Raw genomic sequence first — 14,474 nt, forward strand, 5'->3', positions numbered from 1 at the left:
CTAAATTCCCCCTTCTTGAATAATTGACATGTCATTCAATGCCACTTTATGGTTATCATTTAGACTTTGAAGATCATAAACACGACCTTCTGGTGAGAAGAATTGAGCACCTTCAGCATGGAATTCAGTTTCAACTTCTTGACGAATCCGTTTATTTTCTTCCCGCATATTAGGATCAATTTGAGGAATAGCAGAAAGCAAACGACGTGTATAAATATGTTGAGGATTATGATAAATCTCATCACTATCGCCGTATTCAGTGAAACGTCCCCGGTACATAATCGCAATCTCATCACACATGTGCTTTACAACACCGAGGTCATGAGAGATAAATAGATATGAAACATTAAATTCATCTTGAATCTGTTTCATAAAGTTAAGTACTTGGGCTTGTACTGACAAGTCTAGGGCTGAAACCGGTTCATCGGCAATCACTAATTTAGGATTCAAGGCTACTGCCCGAGCAACCCCAATCCGTTGCCGTTGACCACCAGAGAACTGATGGGGATACTTGTAAAGAGCATCTTCAGTTAAACCAACGATTTCCAACAATTCAATGGATCGTTTCTTTTCTTCTGCCGCCGTCATATTAGTGAAGTTCCGTAAAGGTTCAGACATGATATCTATAATCCGGCGTTTGGGATTAAATGATGACATGGCATCTTGGAAGATCATTTGAACATTTTGACGGTATTCAGACCGACGTTTACGCGCTTGTTTTGATACTTCTTCGCCTTTATAGAAAATTTGACCGTCGGTGATTTTTTCTAAACCAATAATAGCTTTACCTATCGTTGATTTACCAGAACCAGATTCACCTACAAGACCGTAGGTTTTTCCTTCTTCAAAGTGAAGATCTACGCCATCAACGGCATAAACGTAATCAGTAATCCGATTGAAGAAGCCTGACCGAATTGGATAATGGACTTTTAAATTTTTAACTGTGATTAATTCTTCAGCCATCTTATGCCTCCTCATCTGGGAAATAGAAATGTTCATGACAAGTACATCTTACCCAATGTCCAGGTTCTACCTCATGTAATGATGGATTTTCTTCATGAACATGTTCTGGAATCCAAGGCGTCCGGTCAGCAAAACGACATCCGGTCCGTTTCATTTTAGTAATATTTGGAACAGATCCTTGAATTACGTGTAATTCTCCAGTTTCATCATCGACCATATCATTTGATTGCGGAATAGAACGTAAAAGAGAACGTGTATATGGATGTTTAGGATTATTAAATAAATCATGTACTTCAGCGATTTCAACAAATTGACCCGCATACATTACAGCAACGCGATCAGCAGTCTCTGCAACCACACCTAAATCATGGGTGATTAAAATAATCCCAGATTCAGTTTCTTCTTGAATTTGGTTTAACAAGTCCAAAATTTGTGCTTGGATTGTTACATCCAAGGCAGTGGTTGGTTCGTCTGCAATAATAATATTCGGTTTTGCTGCCAAAGCAATCGCAATGATAACCCGTTGCCGCATCCCACCAGATAACTCATGAGGATATTGTTTATACATCCGATTTGGATTAGCAATCCCAACTTGGTCTAATAATTCCAATGTTCTTTCTTTTCGTTGGTCTTTATTAAAATCCGTATGATAATACAAGGCTTCTTCAATTTGAGCCCCAATGGTCATTAATGGGTTTAAGGATGCCAATGGATCTTGGAAAATCATCCCAATTTCACGACCACGAATTTTTAAATAGTCACTTTCACTATAATTAATAATATCCTTGCCCTTGTATAGTATTTGACCAGTTTGTCGGGTATTTTTGGGATCATGCAAACCAACAATCGATGTAGCTAGCGTGGATTTGCCACAACCAGATTCCCCTACAATTGCTAATTTTTCATTCTTATGTAAGGTGAAGGAAACACCATCCACCGCATCATAGAATTTATCACGAATCCGGAACCCAGTATGTAAATCTTTTATCTCTAATAAGATATCTGATTGTTCCATTAATTCTCCTCCTGTACTTTTTAACGAAAAAACACTACTCACATATGTCAGCAGTGTTATCCATACATGTATTCCTTAAAATCTATTTTAATTCATCAATGTAACGCACTGCGTCACCCGCATTTTTTAATGCCTCGATTTTTTCATCTTCAAATTGAATATTGAAAGTATCTTCTAATTCCATGACAAGCTCCACTACGTCAAGTGAATCAGCCCCTAGATCATCGAAGGTCATTGTTTCGGTCACAGAACCTTCGTTAACTCCGAAACGATCAACAATCATTTCTTTAACGATATCGAATGTGCTGCGATTTTCAGACATTCACGCACCTCCATATAAGAAAATATAGTGTTACCAATAGTAAACATTTTAAACGTAAAATGATAGTTTGTCTACTAGATTCTAATATTTTTAATTATTTTTTATTCAAAATGGTGGGCCATAGTTTCGATAGCACCAGACTCTAAGACTAAACGAGCTTGTCGAATCGCATTATAAAAAGCTTCTGCGTTAGAGGAACCGTGGGCTTTAATGAGAGGATGCTTAATTCCAAGTAGGACAGCCCCACCTTGTTTTGTATCATCTAATTGACCCATAGACTCTTTAAGAGCCGACTTAATCATTAAACCACCCAGTTTAGTTTGTAAATTTCCTGATTTTAAAGTTCTAGATAAGAATTTGGCAAATTCTTTAGCTGTACCTTCCAGTGTTTTTAAGACAGCATTCCCTGTAAACCCGTCGGTTACTGCCACATCCACAATACCTGTTAATAAGTCCTTAGCTTCAATATTACCAATGAAATTAATACTTTCTTCAGATGCTAATAATTCAAATACTTCTTTAGTTAAACTACTTCCCTTGCCTGCTTCTGTGCCATTATTAATGAGTCCCACGCGTGGTGACTCAATACCGAGTACACGCTTACTATAATAAGAAGCGAGAATAGCAAATTGATGTAAATTTATCGGTTTACACTCAGCATTGGCACCGGCATCCATAAGTATAAATTGGGGATGTTCACTAGATAGGCTTGGTACAATCGGCATTAAGCCCGGTCTATCAATATTTTTTAAGCGTCCAATGACTAGAAGGCCAGAAGCTAATAAAGCACCCGTGTTTCCCGCAGAAACAATTGCTTGATTGACACCATCCTTAACTGATTGTGCCGCCATAACCATGGACGACTCTTTCTTGCGTCGTACGGCCCTTACTGGTTCATCCTCACCTGTCACTACATCCGGACTATGGTGGATACTAATCCGCTCATGATTTGAAATCAGAGATTCAAGCGAACCTTGATCACCAAATAATTCTAAAAAAATATCGTCAAAGTTAGCCAGGGCTTGTAAACAACCGTCAACAATAGCCTTTGGTGCATTGTCGCCCCCCATGGCGTCGATTGCTATTTTATACATAAATAATCCTCTTTCTTATAATTCAATCCGACTCTTCTGATTTAAACTATTTAAAATTTCTCGATCATTTTGATTCAAATCTTGATAATGTTGCAAGCACCAAGCTACATCTTGACGGGCTTGGTTTAAACTATCTGAATCTTCTATTATATTAGCATACTTAAAAGTAGGCAGGCCACTTTGTTGACGCCCTAAAACATCCCCCATGCCTCTTATTTTTAAATCAGCCTTAGATATTTGGAAGCCGTTGCTTTCATCCACCATAATTTTTAACCTAGCCTTGCCTTGTTCAGTGGTTGGATTCCCAATTAAATAACAAAACGAAGGTTGGTTGCCCCGTCCGACACGTCCACGTAATTGGTGAAGTTGGGCTAGCCCAAATCGTTCCGCCGATTGAATAATCATCATCGTCGCATTGGGAACATCGACCCCCACTTCAACCATAGTTGTGGCTACTAAGACTTGGGCTTCATTTGCTTTAAAGGCTGCCATTGCTCTTGCTTGCTGGTCCTTAGCCATTTGCCCATGCAAGATTTCAATCTGGTAATCTGGGAACACTTGATCCAGTTTAGCTTTAACATTTAAAACATTTTCCACCTGGTCCAAGTGTTCAGATTGATCAATGATTGGTAATACATAATATATTTGTTGCTCTTTGGCTAAGATTTCTTGCATATGTAGGTATAGCTTATCCACTTGTTTTTCCGAAACGAGTCGGGTCTGAATCGGTTGACGACCTGAGGGCAGCGATTGGATTGTGGACACAGACATATCGCCATAAATCGACAAAGCCAAGGACCGTGGAATCGGGGTCGCCGTCATTTGCAAGATGTTTAAGCCAGGATTTTGATCTAAAAGCAACTGACGCTGGTCTACCCCAAACCGGTGTTGTTCATCTATCACTAACAAACCCAGCTTATGAAAACTAACCGCATCTTGTATTAGAGCATGGGTACCGATAATCACTTGGTGAAAGCCCTTTTTTATTCCCAGTTGCAGTTCATTTTTTTCTTTACTTGATATCTGACTAATTAGCAAACCCGTTTGATCTTCTAAATCCGGAAAAAGATTGCAAAAATTTTGATAATGTTGTTTAGCTAAAATCTCAGTTGGAACCATCAGGGCAACCTGGTAGCCTCCAATCACCCCTGCTACCATAGCCAGGAAGGCCACAATCGTCTTGCCAGATCCCACGTCCCCTTGTAACATCCGCCGCATCGCATATGGAGCCAGTAAATCAAGGCAAATTTCATTAACAGCTTTCTTCTGATCAGAGGTTAATTCAAAGGGTAATTCCTTAATAAAAACTTTAAGTACCTCAACATCATAATGAACTTGAAGCCCTTTGTCTTGTCGGTGGTTAAAAGAGGCTGTTTGTAATTGCCATTGGTAATCAAAAAACTCCTGGTAAATAATTTTACGCCGGGCTGCTTCATATTGTTTATAACTTTGAGGTTGGTGGATTCCTTGAAGCGCTGCTCTACTAGACATAAGCTGGTGACGCTCATTCAAAAAACTAGGAACCGCTTCTGGAATTAAAGGTCCATATTCTGCCAGAGCCTGGCTAATCGCTTGGACAATTAAACTTTGACGCAAGCCCTTGGTTGCAGAATATACCGGTTGGAAAATATTATCAGTTTCCTTTAAGACCTTCATTCCCATTAAAGTCTGTCGTGTTTGATCCCATTTACCGTAAATTGATTTCTCATCATTTAAAGCCACTTGCTTATTAAGGTAGGGTTGGTTAAAAAAGACCACTTGAATCACTTGATGGTCTTCCAATTCTAACCGAAAGCTTAACCGACTCCGTCTTCGGCCAAAGTAAGATACCACAGGGGGAGTAATCACCCGTCCTTTTAGTGTGACTTTCTCTTGATCCAGAATTGAAGCAAGGGGCCGCTCTTGAATATCATTAAAACGAAAGGGCAAATGGTAAAGTAAATCTGCAATTGTAACCACGCCCAACTGAGCAAAGGCTTGGACACTCTTAGGTCCGATTCCTTTCAAAACTGCTATTGAATCATTTAAAGTAGTTGGCATTCTGATAGACCCCCTATGCCTATAATTAAAAAGCAGGTAACAAATTCTCTGCTACCTACTTTCTTATTTAATCAGCCTAAGACTATTCTACAAATAACATGTAATGATAAACGGGTTGATCTCCTTGTAAGAAATCAATTTCTAAATCTTCATAATCAGCCATGATTTGGTCTGCAACCTGATGAGCCAATGCTTCATCACCATCTTGACCAATCACTATGGTAAAGATTTCACTGTCATCATTTAGCATGGCTAGCATGGTGTCTAATAAAGTCTGTTCTAAGTTAGGCGTTGATACTTTAATTTTACCGTCAACGATTCCCATGAAATCATCTTTTTTAATTGAAACTTGGTCAATTTCAGTATCTCGAATTGAATAAGTAATTTGGCCAGAAACAACCGCTTCTAAAGCTTCGGTCATAGCCGTTTGATTTTCTTCAAGGGACATTTCTGGATTAAAAGCAATTAAACTAGCTAAACCTTGAGGAATTGAGGTTGTTTCAACAACTTTGGCTGGTTTATCGATTACTTGGCAAGCTTGCTTGGCTGCCATAATGATATTTTTATTATTTGGTAAGATTAAAATTGATTCAGCATTCAATTGTTCAATCGCCTTAACAAAATCCTCCGTCGAAGGGTTCATGGTTTGACCACCTTCTAAGACATAATCAACTCCGGAAGTTTGGAAGATATCTTTTAGACCTTGGCCAGCTGCCACTGCTACTAAAGCCACCTTCTTTTGATCTAAAACTGATAAATCAGGCATCTTTGTAATCGTGGATTGCATCGCTTCTTCTTTACGTTCTAATTCGCGCACTTGTTCACGCATATTATCAACTTTAACTTTAACTAGTTCACCATATTCTTGACCTAACTTCATGACCTTACCAGGGTTTTCAGTATGAACATGGACTTTAATAATTTCATCATCCGCCACTACTAATAAGGAATCTCCCATTTCGTTCAGGGTTTGGCGGAATCCTTCATAGTCAAAATTCTTGTTGGTCGTTGGATTCTCACCAATCCGCACCATAATTTCAGTACAATATCCAAAAGTAATATCGTCCATTGAGATTGGATTTTCATTGGCTTCATCAAAAACTGCATGGGCATGCTGACTGGTATTAGCTTGCGCTAAATCTTCTGAAGTTAGATCTCCTTTAAGATATGCTAAGAAACCTTCATAAATCGTTAATAACCCCTTACCACCAGAATCGACTACCCCCACTTGTTTAAGAACGGGTAAAAGTTCTGGCGTTGAATCAAGTGCTTCTTGACCTGTTGCTACGATGGCTTCCATTACTTCAATAATATTATCAGTCTCTTCTGCCTTGGCTTGACCAGCTAGGGCAGATTCTCTAGCAACGGTAAGGATGGTCCCTTCCACAGGCTTCATCACTGCTTTATAGGCTGACTCTACCCCACCAATAAAAGCTTTTGCAAATAATAGGTTATCTAGACTAGCTTCATCTTCGATTGCTTTAGAAAAACCTCTAAAAATTTGGGATAAAATCACCCCAGAATTCCCCCGGGCTCCCATCAATAAGCCCTTAGCCAATACAGCAGATAAACGCCCTACATGGCTTTCGGTTGATTTCACTAAATAATCATTACCAGAAGTAAAGGTCATATTCATATTTGTTCCTGTGTCTCCATCTGGAACTGGAAAGACATTTAAAGCATTTATTAAGTCCACATTATTAGTTAATTTTTGTGCACCTGCTTGAATCATGCCTTTGAACTCAGGTGCTTTAATCGTTTTAATTTCCAAGAATTATCCTCCTCTATCTGAAACTCTTTAATTATGAATCGAGTTTCACTCCCTGAACATGAACATTGACATAATTCGGTTCAAATCCAAGTAATCGATTAACATTATATTTAATAGTTTGCTGAATGTTCCGACAAATGACAGAAATTTTCGTGCCATAAGTTACCAAAATATAAACATCCACCGAGATAGAATCATTTTCTTGAGTCAAAACAATCCCTTTTTGGTAGTTTTCTTTTTTTAATATTTCAATTAGATTATCACGGAGTAAATTTTTACTTACCATACCGACAACCCCATAGTTATCAGTTACTGCTGCCCCAACAACTGTCGCAATCACTTCATTACTTAAGGTAATTTGACCTTGTTCAGTTGGAATTTTAATAGCCACGTTGGTTTCCTCCTTATAAGAATAAGATTAATAAATTATTTTCTAGTTAATTATAGCATTAGACAATAGCTAAAGTCTATCAAACCCCTATCAGACTGACAAGCTATCCCTAAGGATTAGGTAACCTTTAGTTGCTAAGTAGGGTTTGAGAAAAAGATTAAGTAATTCCTCTTGCAAGTTACTTTCAGCAATGCTATAATTTTACGGTATGATTATGAGGAGCACAGACTCCTGAAAAAAGGAGGAAACAAGAATGGCTAAAGAATGCTATTATACAGGTCGTAAAGCTAAAAGTGGTAACACTCGTTCTCACGCATTAAATGCAAGCAAACGTCGTTTTGGTGCTAACTTACAAAAAGTTCGTATCATGGTTGACGGACAACCTAAAAAAGTATGGGTTTCTGCCCGTGCACTTAAATCAGGTTTAGTGGAACGTGTTTAATAATAATAAAAGCTTGGCGAAAGCCAAGCCTTTTTTTATGCATAAAATTTATTTCATCCTATTGAAATGCTTCATACTCCTATATAGGAAAAATGAAGTTAATCAGACAATGGAACGCCCTAAACAAGTGAAGCTTTTGTTTTTCACTAAATTAGGCCGCTTCTTTTATTTTATTAGATTAATAACCTTTTTGGGGATCAACTTGATTTCGGACTAAAACACCTTCAGCTAAAAAAGACTGTAAATTAGGAAAGAAGATTTTAAAACTTTCTTGCATAAAGTGTTCAACTGTCCCAGTGATATGGGGGGTAATCACAATATTATCCAATTGCCATAAAGATGACTTTTCACTGAGCGGTTCGCTTTCAAACACATCCAAATAGGCTGATTCAATCAATTTATCTGAAAGAGCTTGATGTAAATCTGCTTCCTTAACAGAGGCACCGCGACCAATATTAATAAATAAGGCACTTGATTTCATAGTTTTAAAGTAGTCTAAATCAAAATACTCTCGATTAAGATCGGTTAAAGGCATAGCATTAATAATAATATCGGCTCGACACGCCCATTCTTTATCCTGACCAAAGGCAATGCATTGATCAAAACCTTCAATTGGTCGCCCATTAGTATTGACCCCTATTAGCCGGCTGCCCAAAACCGCACCGATTTGAGCCATTCTGATACCGATATTACCGGTTCCATAAACCAAAATAGTTTTGTCATCTAATGATCTAAACAAATTAGGGTCTGGTGGAGACCATACACCTTGTGCTTGACTGGCTGCCATTTGGGGCATGCACCGATAATGGCTTAAAATATAGGCGAAAACATGTTCACTAATTGGTTGGGCATGAATTCCCGACATATTTGAAATCAAAAGGTCCTCTTTCTGCCGAAAAGAAAGTGGAATCGCGTCAACACCAGCCGATTCCTTTTGAATCCATTTTAAGGCCGGCATTGTTTCAAGTCGTTCTTGCGTAAGGTCGGACGACCAACCATAGATAACCGCAATATCTTGATCATCAGTGTCTAAGAGCTCGTCTTCCATTTTAACTTGGTAGCTATATTGATGGGCCAAGTCTTTTATTTGATCAACTTGTGAATCTTTAAATTCTTTAAACATCGCAATAAGTTTTGTCATATTATGTCCTTTCTAATCCTTTGCTTGAGCTTGCTCACGAATCCATAGGACCACCACTAAGCCTTGTGAGAAACTTAAAGTCACAATATCTTTCGGATTTACAAATTCATTGGAAATTAAGGCCCGAGGATAAGTCCACTCACTTTGAGACAGATTATATTTTGCTCCTTCAATTATCCAGTCTTTAATCGGTGTTAAGGCAATGATGGATAAATAATCAGAGTCTAAACGGTCTGTTAACCGATAATTTCCTGGCTGGAAAACTTGGACCTGACAGGCTCGCTCAAGAAAAATAATCTGCTCAAAGAGGTCTTTAAAATCAGGATGAAAGGCCATCCATAAATTAGCTATAGTATGGTCCAAACGTCCTCCTGGTCCCAAACAACCCAAAAGATAAATGGCTTCAATCTCATAACCTTCTTCGATAAGTTTCTTAATATGATAGAGTGCCATTTCGGTATCTGTATTGTCCTTTTCAGGAATCAATTGTTCAAATCGATCACTCGCAGCCTGAATCTGTAGACATTCTTCTGGACTAACTGAGTCAAAATCACCCACCGCGTAATTCAACTTTAAGCCGGTTTTTAAGATAGATAGACAGCCATAGTCTACCCCAATAAGGTAGGCTTGATCTGAACTTTGATAAATATTTTTAAGACTATCTAAATCAGGCTTAGGCGCACCTGCACACACTAAAACAGTGATTGGACTTTGAGGCGTCATTAGATAAAGTCTCCTGTCATATCAATATGGCTATGAAAGTCCAAAATAGCTTTAGCCCAATCTGTTTGGTTAAAAAGGAAAGACCCAGACACCAAGACATCAGCGCCAGCTTGAGCACAAGCTTTTCCTGTTTCAAAATTAATTCCACCATCTACTTCGATTTCAAAATCCAAGCCTTTTTCTTCTCTCATGACTTTTAGTTGCTTAATTTTTTCTAAGGATGCCTGAATAAATTTCTGACCACCGAAGCCAGGATTTACAGTCATAATTAAGACGAGGTCACACAAGTGGAGGATGGGTTGAATTTGACTTAAATCAGTCCCTGGATTTAAAACAACACCTGCTTTTTTACCCAAAGCTTTAATCATGGATAAGCTTTGGTAAATATGTTTGGTTGCTTCAACGTGCACTGAGATAATGTCCGCCCCTGCAGCGGCTACCATATCTAAGTAGCGTTCGGGTTGATCCACCATTAGATGGCAGTCAAATGTTTTATCGGTTAATGGTCGGACAGCTTGATATACCATTGGACCAAAGGAAATATTTGGCACAAAAGACCCATCCATTACATCAATATGGATATAGTCACAACCTGCTTGGTCCATGGCCTGAATTGCTTGACCCAAATTAGCAAAATCAGCACTTAAAATTGAAGGGGCTATTTTAATCATAAAAAATCTCCATTCTATATTTAACGATAGTTTATTTTCTTTTGATCAATCTGTTTAAATAAATTGACATAATGATTATATCGACTGGCATCAATCTTACCAGCCGCTACATCAGCTTTAACTTGACACTTAGGTTCATTGATATGTAGACATGACGAGAACTTACATCCTTTACTAGCTTCTGCCAAATCTGGATAATAATTATCCAAATCATACTTATCAATCATAGTTAAATCCATGGCAGAAAAACCAGGAGTATCGGCAATCAAGGCGCCTTTAAAATCATATAATTGTACATCGCGCGTGGTGTGTTTCCCACGATTTAAACTTTGCGAAATTTGATTAGTTTCCAAGTTTAAATCGGGGATTAAATGATTAATCAAGGTAGATTTTCCCACACCTGACTGACCCATAATGACATAAACCGCTTCTGGCTGCATGATCGACTCAAATATAGCTTTCAAATTCTGAGTATGGTCAATCATAACTACTTTATAACCCAGACTCTGGTATAACTCAATAATATGCATCAATTTACTTTGGCTATCCTCAACCTCTTGGATAAACAAATCATACTTACTTAATAAGATAATTGGTACAATATGGTTGATTTCCACCGTCAATAAATAGTTATTCAATAGATTAAAAGAGAAATCTGGCTCGACTAGCGACATGACAATCATGGCAAAATCTACATTCGCCACCGGCGGTCTGACTAATTGATTCTTCCGGGTATGAATTTCTGTTAATCGATGGTCAGACAAGTCATCTTCGGAATAATATTCAAAGGTCACCCAGTCACCTACCAGGGGTTTTATCTTCTGATGACGAAAGAGGCCTTTGGCTCGACTGGTAAAAACTTGTCCCTGACTCCAAATATAATAAAAACCACTTAAAGATTTATAAATTCTACCCTCTCTTAATTCAATTTCCCCCATAAAAAATCCTTTCTTGTAATTAGATAAACTTATTATAACATCTTTTATCAAACCGTTTCATTTTTGACCCATAAAAAACCTCACTCTTATCCTTATTTTTGAAAACTTATCTATAATAAACAAAAAACCATAATAAAGATAAGTGTTTTAGTAATAAAGATAAAAATGAGGTTGTGGTTTTAAGGCTTACTCACCCGGCTGAACATCATTTCGTTCTTCAATCACTTGTCCATCACGAACAATGCGATATTGACCGACTGAATTAGTCTTGATATATAAAGTGATTTCTAAATTCTGAGATTGGGTAATTTCAAATTCTTCTGCGACTTCATTAATGTTGTTATTTGCATCACCAATAAAAATTTGAATTACATTTGAAAGCGGCTTATTTTGATTTGGATCATTTTCCGCATATCGTGGAACATATTCTATATAGGTCGGTATCTTAGTCGTTGTAATTGATTCTTCACTAGGACCAGATGATACGACTACTTCAATTGTATCACCAGGAGATAATTCAACTCCTGAAGCTGGACTTTGACTAATGACTTGACCTTCAGGAATATAGTCATCATTAGTGTATGACTCTGAAATACTTAAACCATAGGCTTCAGCAAAGGTATAAACCATCTTAAGTGGTAAATTTGAAAAATCTTGCATCTGCACATTATCAGAAGCAACCCCCACCGTAAAAGTTATTTGGGTTTCTGAAGGAATGACTTGGGTTCCAGGTTCAATACTTTGATCGAGAATTTTTCCAACTTGATCTGGGTCGTTGGTCCAGAAATCACGTCGTTCAACAATAAATGTATCGATGTTTTTCCCATTGGCATCGGTTTTTCCATAACTCATCAATGAGCGACGAATTTTTTCATAATCCTCGCCGACATAATTTTCTAGTTTAACTAACTGCTTCCCATCACTGATATAAAGGTCAACTTTCTTTCCTTTATCTATCTTATTACCTACTTTGGGCTCTGACTTAACAACCTTATCCTTTTCAATTGATTCATCCCAAACATGCTTTACTTCTCCGAGAGTCAACTTGGCATCTTTTAATGCTTGTTCCGCTTCCGCCTGGGTCATATTTTCCATATCAGGAACAGTGGCTTGTAAAATCACCTGATTAAAAGCCCAATAACCCGCTAAAGCTAGTGTTAATAGTGAAAGAATTAGGAAGAGTAATTTCAAAATCCTATTGCTTCTTCTCGGTTTAACCAAGGGTGGCAATTCATCATAAACTACAATTTCTTCATCCACTTTCTTTTGCTTTTTCTTTTCTTGGTGTGGATGTGATTTATTTTTATTTATTAAAGGTTTAATTGGTTTAAGGACCAGGGTTTTCTCATTTTGACTGGCTGGTACAAACAGAACTTCCTTCATTCGTGATGCACTTAATGAGGTCCGCAAGTCCTGCAACATTTCATCGACACTCTCATATCGGTCAGCTTGTAATTTTGTGGTTGCCTTCAAGACAACATTCTCCAAGCTTTGGGGTACATAATCTAAACTATCTTTGATACGTGGAAATGACTCTTGGAAATGTTTTAAGGCAATTGAAACAGCTGATTCACCATCAAAAGGCACTGTTCCCGTAATCAATTCATAGAGGACAACACCCAACGCATAAATATCCGACTTAATTGTCGCAGCATTCCCCCGGGCTTGTTCAGGAGATAGATAATGAACTGAACCCAATAAAGTATTAGTTTGGGTGATTGAAGTATCGGTTAAAGCCACAGCAATCCCGAAGTCTGTAATTTTAACCTCATTATCCTTGGTAATTAAAATATTCTGTGGCTTAATATCCCGGTGGATAATATTTTGTTGATGGGCAATCCTGATGGCTGAGAGAATTTGACTCATAATATTTACTACTAACTCTAATGAGATAGGTGACTTTTCTTTAATATAAGTCTTTAAATCCGTTCCTTCTACATATTCCATAACAATATATTGTTGGTCGTTTTCCTGTGAAACATCATACACTTCAACAATATTATGATGGAGTAATTGACTCGCTGACATAGCTTCACGCTGGAACCGACGAATCGCATTTTGATTATCTTGGAAGTCAAAGCGGAGAACTTTAACTGCAACTTTTCGGTCTAAAATCAAATCTTGGGCTAGGAATACATTCGCCATCCCTCCTTGCCCAATTGGACGAAGAATTTTATAACGGCCTGATAATTTTTCATTGATTTCTACCATTAATCTTCCACCGTCCCTTCAGCTAGATCTGTCACCAAGATTAAAGTGATATTATCTGAGCCGCCAGCATCATTAGCTGCTTTAATTAGAGCTTGTCCCAATTGGTCCAAATCTATATGCTCTACAAAAAATGCTTCCATTGTTTTATGACCCACCATATTAGATAGACCATCTGAACATAAGAGTAAGTCATCCACTTGAGCAAGTGAACATTGATTAAATTCATAATCAACCCAGTCTGTTCCCCCAATTGATTGGGTAACGATATTACGTTGAGGATGATTTTGACCTTCAGATTCTGAGATTTCACCAGACCGAATGAGTTCATTAACTAAGGAGTGGTCTTCAGTTACTTGGTTTAATTGACCCTCATGATAAATATAAGCCCGGCTATCGCCAACATGTGCAATCACTAGTTGATCTTCAGCGACGACCGCAATAACTAAAGTGGTAGACATACCAAATAATTTAGCATCCGTCATCGATTGATCATAAATAGCCTGATTCACCTGGGTGATTTGTCGAGCCATCCAGTCTTTACTATCTTCAATTGATAGTTCCCGGTCAACTGTTTCAAACGCTGCTCCCAATAATTCAGTCGTTGTTTTAGAAGCAACATCCCCTGCTTGATTACCACCAACTCCGTCACAGAGCACAAAAAGAATCTGCCCTGCTTGGGACTTAAAATAATCAGCATAATCTTGATTGGATGTCCGTTTTTTTCCAATATTTGAGTGAACTGAAATCTGCAT

The 14,474-nt window shown here is 37.9% G+C and carries 14 protein-coding genes; 1 reads left to right on the plus strand and 13 read right to left on the minus strand.

Features of this window, described 5'->3' with window-relative positions; translation table 11 throughout:
* The 7 genes from HMPREF9257_RS04180 to HMPREF9257_RS04210 form a co-directional block, all read right to left on the minus strand.
* Window positions 1–963, minus strand: coding sequence for an ABC transporter ATP-binding protein (locus HMPREF9257_RS04180; RefSeq protein WP_006418477.1), 963 nt, complete (start codon window positions 961–963; stop codon window positions 1–3).
* A 1-nt stretch (window position 964) separates the two neighbouring features.
* A complete protein-coding gene (locus HMPREF9257_RS04185) occupies window positions 965–1,978 on the minus strand; it encodes an ABC transporter ATP-binding protein (RefSeq protein WP_006418499.1) in 1,014 nt (337 codons plus the stop codon).
* Between the two features lie 82 nt (window positions 1,979–2,060).
* Window positions 2,061–2,300, minus strand: a complete 240-nt coding sequence (gene acpP / locus HMPREF9257_RS04190; protein ID WP_006418143.1) for an acyl carrier protein — start codon at window positions 2,298–2,300, stop codon at window positions 2,061–2,063.
* 101 nt (window positions 2,301–2,401) lie between these two features.
* Window positions 2,402–3,394, minus strand: a complete 993-nt coding sequence (gene plsX / locus HMPREF9257_RS04195) for a phosphate acyltransferase PlsX (RefSeq protein WP_006418320.1) — start codon at window positions 3,392–3,394, stop codon at window positions 2,402–2,404.
* A 15-nt stretch (window positions 3,395–3,409) separates the two neighbouring features.
* Complete coding sequence (recG, locus tag HMPREF9257_RS04200; RefSeq protein WP_006418407.1) at window positions 3,410–5,434, minus strand: ATP-dependent DNA helicase RecG; 2,025 nt, start codon at window positions 5,432–5,434, stop codon at window positions 3,410–3,412.
* 82 nt (window positions 5,435–5,516) lie between these two features.
* Window positions 5,517–7,205 carry a DAK2 domain-containing protein gene (locus HMPREF9257_RS04205; protein WP_006418547.1) on the minus strand — a complete coding sequence of 563 codons (1,689 nt, stop codon included), beginning with the start codon at window positions 7,203–7,205 and terminating at the stop codon, window positions 5,517–5,519.
* A gap of 31 nt (window positions 7,206–7,236) precedes the next feature.
* Complete coding sequence (locus tag HMPREF9257_RS04210) at window positions 7,237–7,596, minus strand: Asp23/Gls24 family envelope stress response protein (RefSeq protein ID WP_006418203.1); 360 nt, start codon at window positions 7,594–7,596, stop codon at window positions 7,237–7,239.
* A gap of 253 nt (window positions 7,597–7,849) precedes the next feature.
* Here HMPREF9257_RS04210 and rpmB point away from each other — a divergent pair, with 253 nt between their 5' ends.
* A complete protein-coding gene (gene rpmB, locus HMPREF9257_RS04215; protein ID WP_006418478.1) occupies window positions 7,850–8,038 on the plus strand; it encodes a 50S ribosomal protein L28 in 189 nt (62 codons plus the stop codon).
* Window positions 8,039–8,216: 178 nt separating this feature from the next.
* Here rpmB and HMPREF9257_RS04220 read toward each other — a convergent pair whose 3' ends face one another.
* The 6 genes from HMPREF9257_RS04220 to HMPREF9257_RS04245 all read right to left on the minus strand — a co-directional run bounded on the left by HMPREF9257_RS04220 (window position 8,217) and on the right by HMPREF9257_RS04245 (window position 14,474).
* On the minus strand, window positions 8,217–9,179 hold the full coding sequence (locus tag HMPREF9257_RS04220) for a phosphoglycerate dehydrogenase (protein ID WP_006418561.1): 963 nt from the start codon (window positions 9,177–9,179) through the stop codon (window positions 8,217–8,219).
* 12 nt (window positions 9,180–9,191) lie between these two features.
* On the minus strand, window positions 9,192–9,902 hold the full coding sequence (locus HMPREF9257_RS04225) for a thiamine diphosphokinase (RefSeq protein ID WP_006418504.1): 711 nt from the start codon (window positions 9,900–9,902) through the stop codon (window positions 9,192–9,194).
* A complete protein-coding gene (rpe, locus tag HMPREF9257_RS04230) occupies window positions 9,902–10,570 on the minus strand; it encodes a ribulose-phosphate 3-epimerase (RefSeq protein ID WP_100069385.1) in 669 nt (222 codons plus the stop codon). Before rpe ends, HMPREF9257_RS04225 begins: the two co-directional genes overlap by 1 nt.
* A gap of 23 nt (window positions 10,571–10,593) precedes the next feature.
* Window positions 10,594–11,511 carry a ribosome small subunit-dependent GTPase A gene (gene rsgA, locus HMPREF9257_RS04235; protein ID WP_006418533.1) on the minus strand — a complete coding sequence of 306 codons (918 nt, stop codon included), beginning with the start codon at window positions 11,509–11,511 and terminating at the stop codon, window positions 10,594–10,596.
* A 186-nt stretch (window positions 11,512–11,697) separates the two neighbouring features.
* Window positions 11,698–13,722 (minus strand): Stk1 family PASTA domain-containing Ser/Thr kinase, encoded by a 2,025-nt coding sequence (gene pknB, locus HMPREF9257_RS04240; protein ID WP_006418131.1) that lies wholly within the window; start codon window positions 13,720–13,722, stop codon window positions 11,698–11,700.
* Window positions 13,722–14,474, minus strand: a complete 753-nt coding sequence (locus tag HMPREF9257_RS04245) for a Stp1/IreP family PP2C-type Ser/Thr phosphatase (protein WP_006418430.1) — start codon at window positions 14,472–14,474, stop codon at window positions 13,722–13,724. Before HMPREF9257_RS04245 ends, pknB begins: the two co-directional genes overlap by 1 nt.

Source organism: Eremococcus coleocola ACS-139-V-Col8, assembly GCF_000183205.1.
In the GTDB taxonomy this organism is placed as follows: domain Bacteria; phylum Bacillota; class Bacilli; order Lactobacillales; family Aerococcaceae; genus Eremococcus; species Eremococcus coleocola.